Origin of the sequence: Cupriavidus sp. D384 (genome assembly GCF_001652915.1) — a bacterium.
Lineage (GTDB): Bacteria > Pseudomonadota > Gammaproteobacteria > Burkholderiales > Burkholderiaceae > Cupriavidus.
In genome coordinates this window covers 1-15,668 of the sequence record NZ_BBQI01000004.1, presented here as the reverse complement: position 1 = coordinate 15,668, position 15,668 = coordinate 1, and the positions used below count along the sequence as shown (strand labels likewise).

General features: G+C 61.8%; 18 protein-coding genes. 5 read left to right on the top strand and 13 right to left on the bottom strand.

Annotated features, from left to right (window positions below):
* Positions 1-279: 279 nt before the first annotated feature.
* Both acs and A9J21_RS00745 read left to right on the top strand, forming a co-directional pair.
* The gene (gene acs / locus A9J21_RS00750) at positions 280-2,262 is read left to right on the top strand and encodes an acetate--CoA ligase (protein ID WP_066730933.1); all 1,983 of its coding nucleotides are present in this window, start codon (positions 280-282) and stop codon (positions 2,260-2,262) included.
* A gap of 116 nt (positions 2,263-2,378) precedes the next feature.
* A complete protein-coding gene (locus A9J21_RS00745; protein ID WP_066730931.1) occupies positions 2,379-4,430 on the top strand; it encodes a sodium:solute symporter family protein in 2,052 nt (683 codons plus the stop codon).
* A gap of 480 nt (positions 4,431-4,910) precedes the next feature.
* Here the strand turns inward: A9J21_RS00745 and A9J21_RS00735 are convergent, their stop codons facing one another.
* Together A9J21_RS00735 and A9J21_RS00730 are read right to left on the bottom strand one after the other, a co-directional pair.
* On the bottom strand, positions 4,911-5,414 hold the full coding sequence (locus A9J21_RS00735; protein ID WP_066730928.1) for a hypothetical protein: 504 nt from the start codon (positions 5,412-5,414) through the stop codon (positions 4,911-4,913).
* An 8-nt stretch (positions 5,415-5,422) separates the two neighbouring features.
* Positions 5,423-5,791 (bottom strand): hypothetical protein, encoded by a 369-nt coding sequence (locus A9J21_RS00730; RefSeq protein ID WP_156545586.1) that lies wholly within the window; start codon positions 5,789-5,791, stop codon positions 5,423-5,425.
* 399 nt (positions 5,792-6,190) lie between these two features.
* On the opposite strand from A9J21_RS00730, the gene A9J21_RS00725 reads away from it, so the two are divergent.
* Positions 6,191-6,829 (top strand): hypothetical protein, encoded by a 639-nt coding sequence (locus A9J21_RS00725; protein ID WP_156545584.1) that lies wholly within the window; start codon positions 6,191-6,193, stop codon positions 6,827-6,829.
* 216 nt (positions 6,830-7,045) lie between these two features.
* Here the strand turns inward: A9J21_RS00725 and A9J21_RS00720 are convergent, their stop codons facing one another.
* Positions 7,046-8,461 (bottom strand): phage major capsid protein, encoded by a 1,416-nt coding sequence (locus tag A9J21_RS00720; protein WP_066730921.1) that lies wholly within the window; start codon positions 8,459-8,461, stop codon positions 7,046-7,048.
* A gap of 229 nt (positions 8,462-8,690) precedes the next feature.
* Positions 8,691-9,113: a hypothetical protein gene (locus tag A9J21_RS00715; RefSeq protein WP_156545582.1), complete on the bottom strand. Its 423-nt coding sequence runs from the start codon at positions 9,111-9,113 to the stop codon at positions 8,691-8,693.
* Positions 9,114-9,191: 78 nt separating this feature from the next.
* Here A9J21_RS00715 and A9J21_RS00710 point away from each other — a divergent pair, with 78 nt between their 5' ends.
* Positions 9,192-9,413, top strand: a complete 222-nt coding sequence (locus A9J21_RS00710) for a hypothetical protein (protein ID WP_156545580.1) — start codon at positions 9,192-9,194, stop codon at positions 9,411-9,413.
* 169 nt (positions 9,414-9,582) lie between these two features.
* Here the strand turns inward: A9J21_RS00710 and A9J21_RS00705 are convergent, their stop codons facing one another.
* Positions 9,583-9,960: a hypothetical protein gene (locus tag A9J21_RS00705; RefSeq protein ID WP_066730916.1), complete on the bottom strand. Its 378-nt coding sequence runs from the start codon at positions 9,958-9,960 to the stop codon at positions 9,583-9,585.
* Between A9J21_RS00705 and A9J21_RS31330 the strand changes: the two genes are divergently transcribed.
* Complete coding sequence (locus A9J21_RS31330) at positions 9,959-10,204, top strand: hypothetical protein (RefSeq protein ID WP_156545578.1); 246 nt, start codon at positions 9,959-9,961, stop codon at positions 10,202-10,204. The genes A9J21_RS00705 and A9J21_RS31330 overlap by 2 nt on opposite strands.
* Before the next feature lie 90 nt (positions 10,205-10,294).
* Here A9J21_RS31330 and A9J21_RS00700 read toward each other — a convergent pair whose 3' ends face one another.
* From A9J21_RS00700 to A9J21_RS00670, 8 genes are all read right to left on the bottom strand, one after another.
* Positions 10,295-10,660, bottom strand: coding sequence for a hypothetical protein (locus A9J21_RS00700; protein ID WP_066730914.1), 366 nt, complete (start codon positions 10,658-10,660; stop codon positions 10,295-10,297).
* Positions 10,657-10,899 (bottom strand): hypothetical protein, encoded by a 243-nt coding sequence (locus A9J21_RS00695; RefSeq protein WP_066730912.1) that lies wholly within the window; start codon positions 10,897-10,899, stop codon positions 10,657-10,659. Before A9J21_RS00695 ends, A9J21_RS00700 begins: the two co-directional genes overlap by 4 nt.
* The gene (locus tag A9J21_RS31325; RefSeq protein ID WP_156545576.1) at positions 10,883-11,242 is read right to left on the bottom strand and encodes a hypothetical protein; all 360 of its coding nucleotides are present in this window, start codon (positions 11,240-11,242) and stop codon (positions 10,883-10,885) included. Before A9J21_RS31325 ends, A9J21_RS00695 begins: the two co-directional genes overlap by 17 nt.
* A 295-nt stretch (positions 11,243-11,537) precedes the next feature.
* Positions 11,538-12,692: an AAA family ATPase gene (locus A9J21_RS00685; protein ID WP_066730906.1), complete on the bottom strand. Its 1,155-nt coding sequence runs from the start codon at positions 12,690-12,692 to the stop codon at positions 11,538-11,540.
* On the bottom strand, positions 12,692-12,982 hold the full coding sequence (locus tag A9J21_RS31320) for a hypothetical protein (protein ID WP_156545574.1): 291 nt from the start codon (positions 12,980-12,982) through the stop codon (positions 12,692-12,694). The genes A9J21_RS00685 and A9J21_RS31320 overlap by 1 nt, the downstream gene beginning before the upstream one ends.
* An 8-nt stretch (positions 12,983-12,990) precedes the next feature.
* Positions 12,991-13,347, bottom strand: a complete 357-nt coding sequence (locus tag A9J21_RS00680; RefSeq protein ID WP_197497437.1) for an AlpA family transcriptional regulator — start codon at positions 13,345-13,347, stop codon at positions 12,991-12,993.
* A gap of 116 nt (positions 13,348-13,463) precedes the next feature.
* Entirely contained in the window at positions 13,464-14,147 is a 684-nt protein-coding gene (locus tag A9J21_RS00675) for a hypothetical protein (RefSeq protein ID WP_066730903.1), read from the bottom strand.
* A complete protein-coding gene (locus A9J21_RS00670) occupies positions 14,144-15,391 on the bottom strand; it encodes a site-specific integrase (protein ID WP_066730901.1) in 1,248 nt (415 codons plus the stop codon). Before A9J21_RS00670 ends, A9J21_RS00675 begins: the two co-directional genes overlap by 4 nt.
* Positions 15,392-15,668 lie beyond the last annotated feature (277 nt).

Here is a 15,668-nt window from a genome sequence, read left to right as displayed (position 1 = left end):
GCCCATGCAAGCCAATTGAAAGGGCGTGCGCCACGTTCGGGTATTTGGGTCCGGCGCATTATAGCTGTGCTAACTTAGTAGAGCCGACTGCACTTGTGCCCCCAGTCTCCCGCGCCTTGCCATACCTGCTGCGCCGCAGCATCGCCCAGTGCGATGGATGCCCGCCAGCATCCGCCCGAATGTCAGACTTCGGTAGCCGGGTCTGGATAGTCAGGTTTAAGTAAGGCGCCGGGCGTACCTTGCACCCAAAGCAGTCAAAGCCAAACCAGGAGACAACCCATGTCCGCCATCGAGTCGGTAATGCAGGAGCATCGCGTTTTCAATCCCCCGGAGTCGTTCGCAAAGAACGCCGCGATTCCGAGCATGGAGGCGTACAACGCCCTGTGCGCCGAGGCCGAGCGCGACTACGAAGGCTTCTGGGCGCGCCACGCCCGCGAGCTGCTGCACTGGCACAAGCCGTTCACCAAGGTGCTCGACGAGAGCGATGCACCGTTCTACAAGTGGTTCGAGGACGGCCAGCTCAATGCGTCGTACAACTGTCTCGAGCGCAATATCGAGAAGGGCAATGGCGACAAGACGGCCATCGTCTTCGAAGCCGATGACGGCGCCGTCTCGCGCGTCAGCTACAAGGAACTGCTGGCGAAGGTCAGCCGCTTTGCCAACGGCCTGAAGGCGCTGGGCGTCAAGAAGGGCGACCGCGTGGTCATCTACATGCCGATGTCTGTCGAAGGCGTGGTGGCCATGCAGGCCTGCGCGCGCATCGGCGCCACGCACTCGGTGGTGTTTGGCGGTTTTTCGGCCAAGTCGTTGCAGGAGCGCCTGGTGGACGTGGGCGCCGTGGCACTGATCACGGCCGACGAACAGATGCGCGGTGGCAAGGCGCTGCCGCTCAAGGCCATTGCCGACGAGGCGTTGGCGCTGGGCGGCTGCGAAGCGGTCGAGCACGTGGTGGTCTATCGCCGTACCGGCGGCAAGGTGGCCTGGACCGAGGGCCGCGACCGTTATATGGAAGATGTGTCGGCCGGCCAGCCGGACCACTGCGAAGCCGAACCGGTGGGCGCCGAACATCCGCTGTTCGTGCTCTACACCTCCGGCTCCACCGGCAAGCCGAAGGGCGTGCAGCACAGCACCGGCGGCTACCTGCTCTGGGCGCTGATGACGATGCGCTGGACCTTCGACATCAAGCCCGAAGACATGTTCTGGTGCACGGCCGATATCGGCTGGGTCACCGGCCACACCTATATCGCCTACGGCCCGCTGGCCGCCGGCGCCACGCAGGTCGTGTTCGAAGGCGTGCCGACGTTCCCGAACGCAGGCCGTTTCTGGGACATGATCCAGCGCCACAAGGTCAGCATCTTCTACACGGCGCCCACGGCGATCCGCTCGCTGATCAAGGCGGCCGAGGCCGACGAGAAGATCCACCCGAAGCAGTACGACCTGTCCAGCCTGCGCCTGCTGGGCACCGTGGGCGAGCCGATCAACCCCGAGGCGTGGATGTGGTACTACAAGAACATCGGCCAGGAACGCTGCCCGATCGTCGACACGTTCTGGCAGACCGAAACCGGCGGCCATGTGATCACGCCGCTGCCCGGCGCCACGCCGCTGGTGCCGGGTTCGTGCACGCTGCCGCTGCCAGGCATCATGGCGGCCATCGTCGATGAAACCGGCCAGGACGTGGCGAATGGAAGTGGCGGCATCCTGGTGATCAAGCGTCCGTGGCCGGCCATGATCCGTACGATCTGGGGCGACCCGGAGCGCTTCAAGAAGAGCTACTTCCCCGAGGAACTGGGCGGCACGCTGTATCTGGCCGGCGATGGCTCGATCCGCGACAAGGACACGGGCTACTTCACGATCATGGGCCGGATCGACGACGTGCTGAACGTGTCGGGCCACCGCATGGGCACGATGGAAATCGAATCGGCGCTGGTGTCGAACCCGCTCGTGGCCGAAGCCGCGGTGGTGGGCCGCCCGGACGATACGACCGGCGAGGCCATCTGCGCGTTCGTGGTGCTCAAGCGGTCGCGTCCGACCGGCGACGAGGCCACGAAGATCGCCGCCGATCTGCGCAACTGGGTGGGCAAGGAGATCGGCCCGATCGCCAAGCCCAAGGACATCCGCTTTGGCGACAACCTGCCCAAGACGCGCTCGGGCAAGATCATGCGCCGCCTGCTGCGGTCGCTGGCCAAGGGCGAGGAAATCACGCAGGACACCTCGACGCTGGAGAACCCGGCCATCCTGGATCAACTGAAGCAGGCGCAGTAACGCCGCCGGTTCATGCACGCTATCTGGCTGCGTGACCCACGTTGTGCCCGCCCTGGCGCTGCCAGGGGCGGGCACAATGCTTTTTTCCACACCGATTTCCACTTATCGTTGCGCTGATGCCAGACACCCAGTCGCGCTTTCGCCGCCGGCTGATGCTTTACTACGGCCTGTTTACGCTCGGATTGCTCGGCTTCGTCGGCATGATGGGCCTGCTCGAGCATTCGAATGCCGATGCGCTCTGGCTGGGCTACGTCTTCCTTTTTGTCACGATCGCGATCTATGCGTGTATCGGACTGATCTGCCGCACATCGGATCTCAACGAATACTACGTGGCCGGGCGGCGCGTGCCCGCCATGTTCAATGGCATGGCCATCGCTGCGGACTGGATGAGCGCTGCCTCGTTCATCGGCCTGGCCGGCATCATCTTCGCGTCGGGCTACGAAGGGCTGGCCTATGTGATGGGCTGGACCGGCGGCTATTGCCTGGTGGCGTTCCTGCTGGCGCCTTATCTCCGCAAATACGGCGGATATACGATTCCCGATTTCCTGGCGGCGCGCTACGGCAACGGCAAGCCGGGCGGCAATATTCCCGTGCGGGCGATTGCCGTTCTGGCGGCATCGCTATGTTCGTTCGTCTATCTGGTTGCCCAGATCCAGGGGGTGGGGCTGATTGTCACGCGTTTTATCGGCGTGGAGTTCGCGGTGGGCGTGTTCTTCGGGCTGGCCGGTATCCTGGTGTGCTCGTTCCTGGGCGGCATGCGCGCGGTGACGTGGACGCAGGTGGCCCAGTACATCATGCTGATCGTGGCCTTCCTGCTGGCGGTGTCGCTGATCGCCTGGAAGCATCATCACCAGGTATTGCCGCAGGTTGGCTACGGCGGTCTGCTCCAGCAGATCGACGCGGCCGAGAAGCAGCTTGATCGCGATCCGGCGGAACAGCAGGTGCGCGAGATCTTCCGCCAGCAGGCCATCGACCTGCAGGAGCGAATCGCACGGCTGCCGATGTCGTTCAACGAGGAGCGGCAGTTGCTTGATGCGCGCCTGCTTGAACTGCGCGCCCGCAATGCGCCGCTGCGCGAAATCAAGACGGTGGAGCGCGAACGGCAGGCATTCCCCGCGGATGCCGCAGCCGCCTTGCAGCAATGGACGCAGCAGCGCGAGGAAGCCCTGGCGCGCAGCCAGCCTTCCACGCCATCGACCGAGCCTTATCCCGCCGCGTCGGAGCAGGAGCGCAAGACGCGCCGGCTCAACTTCGTGCTGCTGGTGTTTTGCCTGATGGTTGGCACGGCCAGCCTGCCTCACATCCTGACGCGGCTCTACACGACCCCATCGGTCAAGGAAAGCCGCAGTTCCGTGGCGTGGGCCGTGTTCTGCATCGCGCTGCTATATGTGTCGGCGCCAACGCTGGCGGCACTGGTCAAGGTCGAGTTCTTCCATCACCTGGTGGGCACGCCGTACGCGGAACTGCCGCAGTGGGTGGTGCAATGGCGCAAGGTCGACCCGCCGGTCTTCGGCATCCGGGACATGAACGGGGACGGTATCGTGCAATGGGCCGAGATCCTGATCCAGCCCGACATGATCGTGCTGGCCGCGCCGGAAATCGCCGGGCTGCCCTATGTGATCTCGGGCCTGGTCGCTGCCGGTGCATTGGCCGCCGCCCTGTCGACGGCCGACGGGCTGCTGCTGACCATCGCCAACGCGCTGTCGCACGACGTGTACTACCACATGATCGACCGCCAGGCGACCCACCAGCGCCGCGTGACCACGGCCAAGGTGGTGCTGCTGGGCGTGGCGCTGTTCGCGTCGTATGTCACATCGCTGCGGCCCGGCAATATCCTGTTCCTGGTGGGCGCGGCCTTCTCGCTGGCGGCATCGAGCTTCTTCCCGGTGCTGGTACTGGCCATCTTCTGGCGCCGCACCACGGCCGCCGGCGCAGTCGCCGGCATGGCCACGGGCCTGGCCGTGGCGGTGTACTACATCTTCGTCAACTACCCGTTCTTCACCCGCATGACCGGGATCTTCGGCAACCGATGGTTCGGCGTCGATCCAATTGCCTCGGGGGCGTTCGGCGTACCCGCAGGATTCGCGGCCGCCATTCTGGTCAGCCTGGTCACGCCAAGGAATGCTCCAGTGATCGATCGGCTGGTGAATTATTTGAGGAAGGGGTAGGGCGGGGCGGAGCGGAGTCCGGAAACGACGATGCCCGCTGGCGCGGGCATCAAAATTCTGGCGGAGAGAGGGGGATTCGCCTACACATGCGCAGGCCGCGGATTCGCTTGCAAGCGAATCCCTTCGAATCCCCCGCGCAAGCCAAATTATTGGCTTGCTTCTCTCCGGAAGCGACGATGCCCGCTGGCGCGGGCATCAAAATTCTGGCGGAGAGAGGGTCATACGAACTGCTACCCGCAAAGGCATTACTGGGGCGGTTTTCAGTTCTTCACCAGATAACCAGCCCCCACTTCTACCCCCAATTTACGCAGTTTGAGAACGTCTTGGAGTGAAGCGACCACTCGCCCCGGCCTTGCACTGAATGTCGGTCGGAGGCCATCATGCAGCCCGCCGGGCACTACGGGTAACGAGACGGCGCTCACATCAGACTCACCCGGTGGGGCGAATTACTCCGGTGGGCTCGGCGCCTTTCTCATGTCGCTACGGCGCGCACACACGGGACCGATCAGCATAGGAAAGAAATGCGCCTCGGTTGTAGCGCAAGCCGCCTTTGCCATCGCGTCCCTCCGGCGAGAAGCTGAGGTTGATCTCATCGCTGCCCCTCTTCCATAAGTTGTCCAAACTGACGATGTCACCACCGCCTGGTCCTGACCATGGTTGCCGCCTGACGCTCACCTTGGGCTGCCCCCAAGAAGAAAGATTCCGCTCAAGCGTGGGTACATAGTCGTTGTCGGGATCGATGGCCTTTGAGTAGGCCATCAACCCGCTCTTTTGGCAGAAAGTCAGGGTACTGTCGATTCGGTATTCCGACCGCCTACCAATTGACCAATTTTGTGAATTGCCGGCTTGCCACAGCTCAAGTCCGCGAGCGGCAACAATCTGGGACACCTCAGCGGGAGACATACCAGAGCGAAAGCCATCGACGTCGAATGCCGAGGCCGCATTGGTGGCGAGCAGCAATGCCAAGAGCAAGGGAACTTTCATGGTGTGAGCTAGATGCTGTCGATGAGCTTTTGAATGGGGTCTTTTTCCAACTGGCCGTCGATGAAACTCCATTGCGCCAGCATGGCCCATACGAATTGACCGACATACTTTGTCTGGTCATGCGAATAGACGCCATGGCTACGCAGCCGCAAAATATGGGCACACAGGTTCTTAAACGCGCTGTGCACTGAGGCGTCATCGATGTCGACCTTGTTCAGTACATAGCGCACCTCGTCGGCCAGCATCTCCATCTCAAGCAGCAAGTCGGCCATTCGTTCGGGCTCACCTTGCAGGCCATTGAGCGCGTCATACCATCGCCCTTCGCTGTCGGTATCGAAAAATTCCCTGAATTTTCGGTGATCGGTAAGCTCTTGCACCTTGTCCGAGGTCTCGTAAAATCCCGGCGGCATGCAAGAGCGTGAGAACGGCGGTCTCCCTGAAATCTTGATATCGGCGGCGTAGGTTCTCCCTTATGACCTTGCGTCGCTTGCGCTCGGGCCACACCACCACCAGCAGCCAGAAGATCACCGCATTAACGAAACCGACCGCAAGATTGAACGCGATGGGATCGTTGGTGTGGACCACCATTCCATAGAGGGAGAGCGCGGTCAGAGCGCAAAGGCCAAGAGGCGGGACGAACCTGAGCCAGCTACGTTTCATGCTGTGGCACTTGGGGTGGCGATGCCGGAATTAGACCATAGCGGATGCGATACCATCTGCGCTGCAGGCGCTGTGACAGAATTCCAACAAGTAACCGCTACCGCTGAAGCGATCCTATGGCCTACAACATCGCAGAAACTTGCTTACTACTACCATTTGGTCTGACTCGGAGCGAATGCGCCTCATGGGTTCAAGCGTGGGGCTCAATACTTGCTCTCGGACTGGGGATGGGTGTTGCGATTTACCAAGCAAGGCGCCAGCATCAGATAACTCTTGCGGGGTTGGCTGAACAGCGTAGGCTAGAGCAGCTAAATGTGGCCGAGACCCTGGGCGAGATCGCGCGACGATCCCTTTCGGTTCAAAAGTACTTTACAGAGAAGTTGAAGAGCCGAGATTCCATCTACGAGGCCGCAAAAGACGGAATGCCATTTGACCTACCTGAACTGCAAGGACTGGTCCGTTCGCTTGAATCCATCGAACTCCACCACATACCCGCTTCGCTGGTTGCACCATCTCTATATTTGAGAAGTACGGTTAGGCAGTTCCTTTCCAAGGTCGCAATGGCGTTAAACAATCACAAAGCGATGGACGCGGCAGCGTTTGACGACCTGTTCGCTTCAATGAAATTTCTCAATACGTCGCTGCAAAAAACCATTACTGATTTCGATAATGCGCTGCGAGCACTCCAGCAGAGCGACGATAGAGCGGGCATGCAGCAATCATCGAACCCACCAAAGCCGACGACTCAGGCATAGAATGCAGTCGGCGCCCGTTGAGGGCTATTTAGCCGCGAGCGCCGGATTACTCGGCCACCCGGCGCCGTTATCAAGAGATCGGGACGCGGGCCATGCCATGCCGCTTACTCCCGCGAGTTGAGAAAAAGGGCGGCCAGTAAATGAAGCCCTCGCGCTCACCCTTAAGCGCGAGGGCTTTTCCTTTCAGGCGAGCGCAAGTTTGCGCCGACCTGGCCCTCAGTAGGTAATGCCCGAGATCACCACGCAGCAGGCCGCGCGGCGCGGTTGCCAGAAAACGTACCTTTCAGCACGGATGCCCACCAAGTTGTTTTGCCACAGCGAAACGAGCGAGCCGGTGCCATCGTCGCTCATGGCAATGCTTGCCTCGCGGCTCGCATCGAGCGTCACACCACCATCATCGGCAATCAAAATTTCCGAGGGCTTCACCAGCGCAATGAAGGTGGAGCTATCGGCGGCAATCGGCACCGATGCGCTATCCACGATGGGAAAGCCCGCCAGCGTGCTGGAGGCTGCCACCTCGGGGAATGCGAACACACCGTCCGCCGTGCCGAGCCGCAGCATGGAGAGGTAGATTTTCGTGCGTGGGTTCATCACCCACGCGAGGCCATCCAACGGCAAGCCGTTCTGCGAGACGTAGGAGAGCGCCGCCTGAATATCGGCGGTGATTGCGCTCACCGTGTTGCCGGTGCTCGGGATCGCCTCGGCGCCGTAGGTGATGCTCGCTGGCGAGTTGGCCGCCGGGTTGGGTGCTTGCGTTGGATCGATGAATGCCACGTTGAGGAAATCCGAGATCGTCGCCACGAGATCGTCTCGCACCAGCGCCTCGGCAGAGGGCGACGAAAACCGCGCAAGCTCTTCGGTGATGGCGCAGATGCCCGCCACCTTGGCCCACGGGAGCGTCACCGCGTCAAAACCCATTTTGCTCACGGGCTTGGGCTTGGCCTCGCCCACCCATCCCACGGAAGTTCCGGACGTCTGCCGTGGAATGCGGATATTGAAGGGCACGCGGCGGAACCCTTGCAAGCGCCCGATGATGGTGGCCGGATGCAGCAGGCCGATAAACTCGTCTTGCATCGTGGCGTAATCCACGAGCGGTGCCGCCCACGTGGGGTCGGTCGTGGTGCCGGCGGCCACGGCGGCTTTGGTGTGAATCACGCGCGCTGCCCACTCATCCCCAGCGGTGCCACCCACGCCCGCAGCATGCTTGATGATGCCAGCGAGTTGAGGGAAATCCGGCCACAGGCTCTTTGCCAGTTCGGCGGATTGCAGTAGGTTGCCCCGCCCAGCAGCAAGGCACATCGCAAAGCGGGCAAATGCAGTGCCCGGTGGCAGGTTGCCCATACCGCGCTCATGGGTGCGGCGGCCAACGGGATTCTGCGAAGTGGGGTAGCCCGGCGCCATGCCGAGCGGGCGCGCGCTCTTGGCGGACACCGATTGCAGCTTGTCCAGCGTTTCGAGTTGCGCGTTGATGGTGTTGCATTCGTTCGATGCGGCATCAAAGGCGAGTTGCTCTTCGGTGCTGAACGCACGGCCCTCGCTCACAGCCTTTTCGTGCATGGATTCCAGAAGCGTGAGTGTGGTGGCACGGCGGGATTGCAGCGTTTCGATTTGTTCGGAAATGGGGGACGGCATGATTCGCTCCACAGTTGGCGGAGCGCCGGATTACGTTTCCAGTTGGATGCGCGCGGTGCTGAGATGAGTGTTAAGGAAAGCTTTGGACCAGTGTAGGTCGGGCGGGCGACGACCTACACTTCAACAGCACGAGGAGCATCCCTCCAAAGGCGCATTGAATTAATGGCTCACCCCCAACTCGCTTTCGAGATGCCCGCCGGTTGATCCCGGTGGGCTTTTTTGCGCTCGCTTACGCCCGTGATGCGGGACCGCGTTGAGCCAGCGAATACGCCATGTCCGCCGACATCGTCTCGCGCATCCGGTCCCGCCGCGTCGGCGTCCAGCGCCGCACCTCACGCAAGCGCTCTTGCAGAGCGGTGAGCACCAGTTCAGGAAACACCCCGAGGTCGGCGCCTGTGAATTGCGCTGTTGAATCGCTGGCGTGCGCCGCAACGGCGAGCGCGGCTAGCGCGGCGCCCAAGGTGCGGGCACCGCCGGTGTGGCCTTCTACCCACACACCGACCTTGCCGGTGGGGCCGCTAATGTCGCAGTGAAAGAGCGCGGTGCCGTTGATCTCAGCGCGTTGGATGGAGACCGTGAACCGCGCCACGGCTGGGGCGGGCGCTTGTGCTTTTCCGGCGGGTACAAGGGGGCGGTGAGCGGGACGCGGCATGCTGGCGCTCCGGTAGCTGGCGACGTGGACAGTCTATGCACTACCGCCACCGACCGCGCCCTCATTGGCAATCGCATCATGGCATTTTTGAAAGAGGCGGCGCACGCACGCAAGGTCGAGGGGGCGAAGCAAGGCGCCGCCATCACGAACCACAGGATCGCCTTACCGCCGGCTGGCGGTAAGGCGGAAAAGCGGCAAGCGCGTACCGCCAGCGCGCAGGCCAAGGTGAGCGGTAGTAGCGCCCGCTCGGTCGAGCGGCTGACCAGGAGGATTTTTACTCCTTGGGAACGTGGAGCATGACGCGCGGCGGCTTCTGATAGGCCGCCCGCTTAATTTCTGGGTGCGATTTTTTTTGCCTCGAATTTTGGACAATGAGCAAAAAGTCGGCTTCGGCGGGCGCTTCTCAAAGCGAGCCCGTGATTTATTCGACGGCCCCCCCGAGCTTGCCAGCCACCGCATCTCTATGTGGCTAGTTCTGCACGGTCTCAAGAATGCCATCTCGGAAGTAAAGATAGCTGCGATAGCCGGGATAGACCCATTGGGAGCGTCTGCCTCTGGCGTTGATGGTGTTGTTGACGCGCTCTGGCTTGCCCCAAGCACAGCGTGCTTCCACCTCGGTCATTCCGATGTACACATGCTTTTGCTTAATGGCTTCAAAGGCTTGGTCTGATACGTCTCTGCATTCAGCCGGGTACTTTTTTCGTTCGGCGGCTCGCACGGCCCGCGCCTTCTCTTGTTCTTTCGCGGCCTGTTCATTCACTTTGGTCCTCTGTTCAGCAGCGGCCTTGTAAGCAGCGGCTTCACGTTCCTTTCGTTGGGCCTCCGCCTCAACCTCGCTGGCAGTCATGGGTCTCGAAGCCGTAGTGCTGCTCGCAGGTGATGAATCTGGTTTCCTGTTTGCCGCGCACCAGCCCAATGCGAGGACCACCAACATGAAAGTCCCGATCCACTTGAAAAATTTGGATAGCATGGCTCGCCTCCCGACAGCAGCCTGTTTGTCAGCCGGCTTTGGCTGGGAATGTTCTAAATATCACCACTCCTTAACCGGTGACACATGCGGCGGAAATGAAATTTTTGCAAACCTGAATTAATTGTGATAGAGGTGCGTTTTCATCACTATTGCGATGCGTGCGCACCTCTTGGCCGCCAGTTCGGCGGGCGGTTTGCTCACGGGTCGAGGGTTAGTGCTCACGGCGGTGATCGAGCGCCCGTTGCGCACCAGCGTTGAGGCTGGCAAGCGATTGACCCAAGCTCTCACCGGCCACGGTGATGAGCCGGCTGAAGACCGCCAGCAGCGCCGCTTGCGTCGAACCATCCCACTCCGCCACCGCATTGAGGCAGTGGTGCAGTTGGGCCGCTACTTGTCCGGCGTCCTCGCACGGCGCCGCGAGGCTGGCGTGCTTGCCTCCATGCACGGCGGTACAGGCCACTTGCCATTGCCCCGAGCCATCAGGGGCGAGCCGCACCCATACGCCTTGATGGCGGCCCGTTGCAACGTCGATGGCTTCGGTGGTGGTGTGCTCGTTCGTTTCGGTTTGGTCGATCATGCTGATTCTCCGGTGTGGTAATCCACGCGGCGCCGCACGAACGCCGCGCCGTTCATGGCCTTGGCTTGCAACCTCCCGACCTCGCTTTCGAGTTCCTTGATGCGGGTGAGCAGCGGGTCGATATCGGCACATCTGGCACGCTCGGCCTCTAGGGATTTCACGCGCTCCAGCACACCGGCCAAAGCAGTGTTGATTCCCTCGTTGATGATGCCGGCCAATTGTTCAGGGCTGAGGTTCATGGTGATGCTCCGAGTGTGGGGGTTCACGGTAAAGGTGCTTGGCAAGGCCACGCCGCTTGGGTGGTGCCCTTTGCCGCACCTCGGTGGTGGCTGGCGTGGGTGGCGCTCGCCCCATGCGTTGCACCTCGGTCTTGATGCCGCGCAGCGCCCGAGCATCGGCAAGGCGCTGGCGGAAGTATTCGGCCTGATCGGGCAGACCGGCAGCAGGGCCACGGCGCAGGCGGTAGAGGATGTCGTCACGCAGCACAGGCGGCCAGCCCTCAAGCCGCGCGAGTTCATCCACCCATGCCCGTGCTTGCACCATGAGCGTCTGCACCTCGGCCACGGTGAGGTAGGCGGTCATGCCGGTGCTCTCGCGCACGCACGCGCGGGGGGATAGTGGCGGTCTTGGCGGCCTTGCCCGAAACCCGCTTGCAGTAAGGCTCTTGAGTCCGCCAAGGGTTGGCGGTCTTGGCGGTGTTGTTGGCGGCCTTGAGCCCATCCAAGACCGTCAAGACCGCCATCAAGGCCGCCAACGGTTGGCGGAGTGGAAACCCAATACAGGAAAGGATTTCCAGTAAGACCGCCAAGTCCGCCACGTGCCTTCCCGCGCGCGCACGCGCGCGAGGTGGCGGTCTTGGTCACTGGCAGCATCAGCATCATGGCAGCGCCCACTTCCATACCGCCTTGGTGCCATCCTGTACCCGCTCGGCTTGCACCTTGAGCTTGTGCTTGGCCCTCTCGATGGTGCGCCACGAGTGCCCCGCCTCGTGGGCTTGTGCCTTGATGTAGCGTTGGGACTGGGGGCCATCCTCAAGCAGTGCATGAAGGAATGCCACCGCCTCGGAGAGCGCGCCGCCTTCATCAGTGCTTTCCAGGTCGGCCAGCATCTCGACCGCCATGTCAGGCTGATAGGCGCCCCACTCGATATATGTGGCATCAATGCCGGGGGCCGCCTCGCCCTCTTGCGTCGAGTACGCAATGCCACCGATGGCGCGGGTGATGTTGGACTTGGCGCGCATCAGCGCGCCGCTCCGGCTCTTTTCGTCATAGGCGGCCAAGAGCACCATGCGGGCGGCGGCCACGAACGCCTGACTGCCAAGCACGCGCTCGGTGGGCAAGGTACCTTGGCTACGCTTCGCAAAGTGGGTGATGCCGACGATTGCACACCCATAGCTCGCGCCAAACTGAATGAGCGGTTCAAGGTGCCGGCGCACGTCATTGGCCTTATGGGCGTCACCGGCCACCGCGCTCACAATGGGATCGATGATGAGCATGTCGACGTGGTACGGCGCCGCCGCCAGTGCTTCGGCCAGTAGCGGAATATCCGTGGCAGGATCAAAGATATCGGTTCGCCCGTCGGGCCGGCGCGCGCCGTAGATGTGGTGGAAGTGATTGAGGTTCGCACCCATCCGCGACAGGCGAGGCACGACGGTGTCCTCCGCATCATCCTCGGAAGTCCACATGGCAACGTGGCCGGCCCGTTGAATCTCGGAGCCATCCGGCCACATGGTGCCCCGCGTTAGAGCCGCAGCAAGTGAGAGCGTGATGGTGGTCTTGCCGGCGCCCGGTTGCCCGGCCAGCAGGATGAGCTTGCCCTTGGGTAGCCAGCCGGGCCAGAGCCATTCAATGGGTTTCATCGTCATATCGCTCCCTTCGCGCAGCAGCGCCATGGAGGTATGCGCCTTGCCATTGAAGTGCGCATGGTCGCCATAGTCATGGCCGTTGGCCTTGCGGCGTGCTTGGCGTGCCGCAGCTTCCCTTTCAGCATGAGCGTCCGAATCACCGTGATCGTGATCTCGTTGAGCAGGCATTACCGCTCTCCCACGGGGATGGGTTCATAGGCATAGCGCGGTGGCTCGCGCCACCACTGGCGCGGCAGGCCAAGAGCCCGGCGGCGGCGCGCGAGGACGGCCACAATCAGCCCCTCGTCAGCACCGCACCGCCAGCAGTGCATATACATCCGGCCCTCGCTCGTCTCGCGGATGGAGACGGTGCGGCGATACAGGTTGCACAGCGGGCAGCAGGCGCGATAACGCCCACACCCGGCCTCTCGCACGCGGTCGAGTTCATAGAGCACATCGTGTTGGGTAGCGGCTGCCATGGCGCCCCCTACTCGGCGGCACGGGTTATAGCAGCCTTACGTGGGCGACCGCCAAGCCGAGGGCGTGTGGCATCGGCCTGATCGTCAAGCGCTTTCTGGCGGCGCACGCTCGGTCGCGCATCCGCCTGCCGCTGGATGTACTCGCGGACTTCGGATACCAGCCAGCGCACGGAATTGCCAACGCGGAAGGGTTGCGGAAAGCCGGGCTGTTTCTGCAACCGATAGGTAGTCGACGGATCGACGTCGAGGAATTTCGCGAGTTGCTCGCGGTTAATGTTGGCGAGGTCGTCGAGCCCGTCAATGCGGGGCGCACGTTGCCCGGAAGCAGCCTTGCGCTTGTAGCGACGGCTAGTAGTGGGTTGCATCGTCCTTGCTCCTGTTACGAGTTCGTACAGGGGCATTCAAGGCGATGCTACGGAATAAAAAAACTGGCACCAAGCCGCTTGGTGCCAGTTAGCAGGTAGCAGTAAGCAGCTTGGTGCTACTTGACACCCCACTCATGTTTGAGCGGGTCCCACACCTTCCCGCGAAGCTTGCTGGCAAAGGCTTTGCGCCAAGGAGCAGTTGCCTTTTTGCTGGCAAAACCGACAGCCCACGCTTGGGCAGTGCGCCAATTTGCTGCAAGATTCCGCACCGATAATTCTTCGTAAAATGCCGTGGTGCCGGTGAAGAGGTGAATATCACGCTGCCACGCGAGCCAGAGCTTCTCTGCCTCGGCCCTCTCCTTTGAGCGCTTCGGTGCCTTGCCACCCTTTGAGGCAGCATTGCGGCTGTTCTGCCTCCCGATCTCCCGGTGCATGGCTTGCTGATATCCGCCACCGGAATTTCGAGTGGCGTCAACAAAATCAGCCAACCACGTCAGCGTGTGGCCGAGTTCGGGCGATGTGGCGCGCTTTGCAAGGCCGCGAAGTTCAGCAATTACGCCTACCGCATCTAACTCACCATTGAGCTTGGCCCGAGGGCTCGCCACAGGTGCGGACTTTGCCGGCGGTGCGGATTTTGCCATCGCCTGCATTGTGGGCAGCAACGATGCATTGAACTTGCGCAGCGCCTCAAGGGCTTGGGGGGGAAGGGCCGATTCAGCGTTGAGCATGTCGACGGCGGCCCGATACCCGGTCATCGCATCGTTAATTTCGCGCAGCGTATCAGCGGCAGATTTGCTCATGCTGCCTTCCCCTTGTGGCGCATCGGGGTCACGATGCCCGAGGCCGGCAAGCCCTCCAGGTAGTCCGCCCATGCTTGCACAATCACCCGGCGCTTTTCGAGTAGCGCGCCTCGCATGTATGCGCGTTGCGTAGCGTCGCCCACGTTGTGCGCCAGTTGGATGCGCACTGCGTCGCGGTCGAAGTTCGTTTGCTCGGTACACCAGTCGGCAAACGTACTGCGCATGCCGTGGCTGGTCACTTCGCCTTTGCGCTTCATCCTGCCGATCAATGCCAACATGGCGTTTTCGCTCATCGCATCCCCCGCCGGATTCGGAAAGACAAGGGTTTCGTGGTTGCCCTTCAAGCCTTTCAGTAAGGCAATGGTTTGGCGTGCCAGTGGCACAACATGCTCCCGGCTCGCTTTCATGACCTCGGCGGGCAATGTCCAGATGCCGACCTCCAGGTCGAACTGATCCCATGTTGCCCCGCGCGTGTTGGCCGTGCGCACTGAGGTCAGCATCGTGAATTCAAGCGCACGAGCAGCCAGCCCTTCCCGTTGGCGCAACTCGGCAACAAAGGCCGGCGCTTGCGCGTAGGGAAGTGCCGCGTGGTGCTTGACTGCCTTGGCGGCATCCTTTTTCTGAATAACGCTGTGACGCGGCAACAGAACGTCGAGATTGCCCTTGAGGCGCGCCGCATTGGGTGCATCGGCCAGACCCATGCCGATGCCCCACCCGAGCACTTGCTCAATGCGGTTGCGGGTACGGCTCGCGGTTTCCAGCTTGGTCGACCAGATCGGTTCGAGCACGGCCAGTACGTGCGCCGGTTCAATCTGGCGCAGATCGAGGCTGCCGATCTTGGGCAGGACGTAATCATTCATGGTTTGCCGCCACTGCGCCTCCGAGCCGGAGCCGGCTTTCCATTCCGGCCGTTTGAGGTCAATCACCTTGTCCAAGGCGGCACGGAAAGTGATGGAAGTGGCGGCAAATTCGGCCTTCGCCTCCTGTGCCAAGCGCTCGGCAATGGGGTCGCGGCCATCCAGCCGCATACGCTTCATTTCGACGGCGCGGGTGCGCGCTTCTTCCAGCGAAACCGCCGGCCAAGGCCCGAGCCCACAGAATCGCTCCCGCCCTTCGGCGTCGCGGTAGCGGTAGATCCAGCTTTTGCCCATCTCCGAGCGGACTTGCAGATACAGGCCACGCCCGTCACCATGGCGACCAGGCTTCGCAACTTGGCACTTATATTCGGTAAGTCGGCCGCTCATCACATCCCCCAAGATGAGGTCTGTCCAACGCAGCCCCCAGTTTGAAAGCATAGCATGCAACGTCATGCGAGCCGGCGAGAGGCAATAAAAAACCCGCAAACCTATATGGGATGCGGGTTTCTTGGTGTTTTGCCTTACGCTGCTTGACTGGGCAGGAAGGGGGTGTGGCGGAGAGAGGGGGATTCGAACCCCCGATAGGCTATTAACCTGTGCCACCTTCTCCGCTAACCTGTTGATTCGTAACGTTTAGTGCGAATTATGGTGTCTCATAAAATCG

What these genes read in the sequence shown, in the direction of transcription:
- A9J21_RS00680 (WP_197497437.1), bottom strand. Translation starts at nt 13,347, where the DNA reads ATGCAACCCACTACTAGCCGTCGCTACAAGCGCAAGGCTGCTTCCGGG.
- A9J21_RS00745 (WP_066730931.1), top strand. Translation starts at nt 2,379, where the DNA reads ATGCCAGACACCCAGTCGCGCTTTCGCCGCCGGCTGATGCTTTACTAC.
- A9J21_RS00725 (WP_156545584.1), top strand. Translation starts at nt 6,191, where the DNA reads ATGGCCTACAACATCGCAGAAACTTGCTTACTACTACCATTTGGTCTG.
- A9J21_RS00700 (WP_066730914.1), bottom strand. Translation starts at nt 10,660, where the DNA reads ATGATCGACCAAACCGAAACGAACGAGCACACCACCACCGAAGCCATC.
- A9J21_RS00685 (WP_066730906.1), bottom strand. Translation starts at nt 12,692, where the DNA reads ATGCCTGCTCAACGAGATCACGATCACGGTGATTCGGACGCTCATGCT.
- A9J21_RS00695 (WP_066730912.1), bottom strand. Translation starts at nt 10,899, where the DNA reads ATGAACCTCAGCCCTGAACAATTGGCCGGCATCATCAACGAGGGAATC.
- A9J21_RS31330 (WP_156545578.1), top strand. Translation starts at nt 9,959, where the DNA reads ATGGGTCTCGAAGCCGTAGTGCTGCTCGCAGGTGATGAATCTGGTTTC.
- A9J21_RS00705 (WP_066730916.1), bottom strand. Translation starts at nt 9,960, where the DNA reads ATGACTGCCAGCGAGGTTGAGGCGGAGGCCCAACGAAAGGAACGTGAA.
- A9J21_RS00715 (WP_156545582.1), bottom strand. Translation starts at nt 9,113, where the DNA reads ATGCCGCGTCCCGCTCACCGCCCCCTTGTACCCGCCGGAAAAGCACAA.
- A9J21_RS00735 (WP_066730928.1), bottom strand. Translation starts at nt 5,414, where the DNA reads ATGAAAGTTCCCTTGCTCTTGGCATTGCTGCTCGCCACCAATGCGGCC.
- A9J21_RS00710 (WP_156545580.1), top strand. Translation starts at nt 9,192, where the DNA reads ATGGCATTTTTGAAAGAGGCGGCGCACGCACGCAAGGTCGAGGGGGCG.
- A9J21_RS31325 (WP_156545576.1), bottom strand. Translation starts at nt 11,242, where the DNA reads ATGACCGCCTACCTCACCGTGGCCGAGGTGCAGACGCTCATGGTGCAA.
- A9J21_RS00675 (WP_066730903.1), bottom strand. Translation starts at nt 14,147, where the DNA reads ATGAGCAAATCTGCCGCTGATACGCTGCGCGAAATTAACGATGCGATG.
- acs (WP_066730933.1), top strand. Translation starts at nt 280, where the DNA reads ATGTCCGCCATCGAGTCGGTAATGCAGGAGCATCGCGTTTTCAATCCC.
- A9J21_RS00720 (WP_066730921.1), bottom strand. Translation starts at nt 8,461, where the DNA reads ATGCCGTCCCCCATTTCCGAACAAATCGAAACGCTGCAATCCCGCCGT.
- A9J21_RS00670 (WP_066730901.1), bottom strand. Translation starts at nt 15,391, where the DNA reads ATGAGCGGCCGACTTACCGAATATAAGTGCCAAGTTGCGAAGCCTGGT.
- A9J21_RS31320 (WP_156545574.1), bottom strand. Translation starts at nt 12,982, where the DNA reads ATGGCAGCCGCTACCCAACACGATGTGCTCTATGAACTCGACCGCGTG.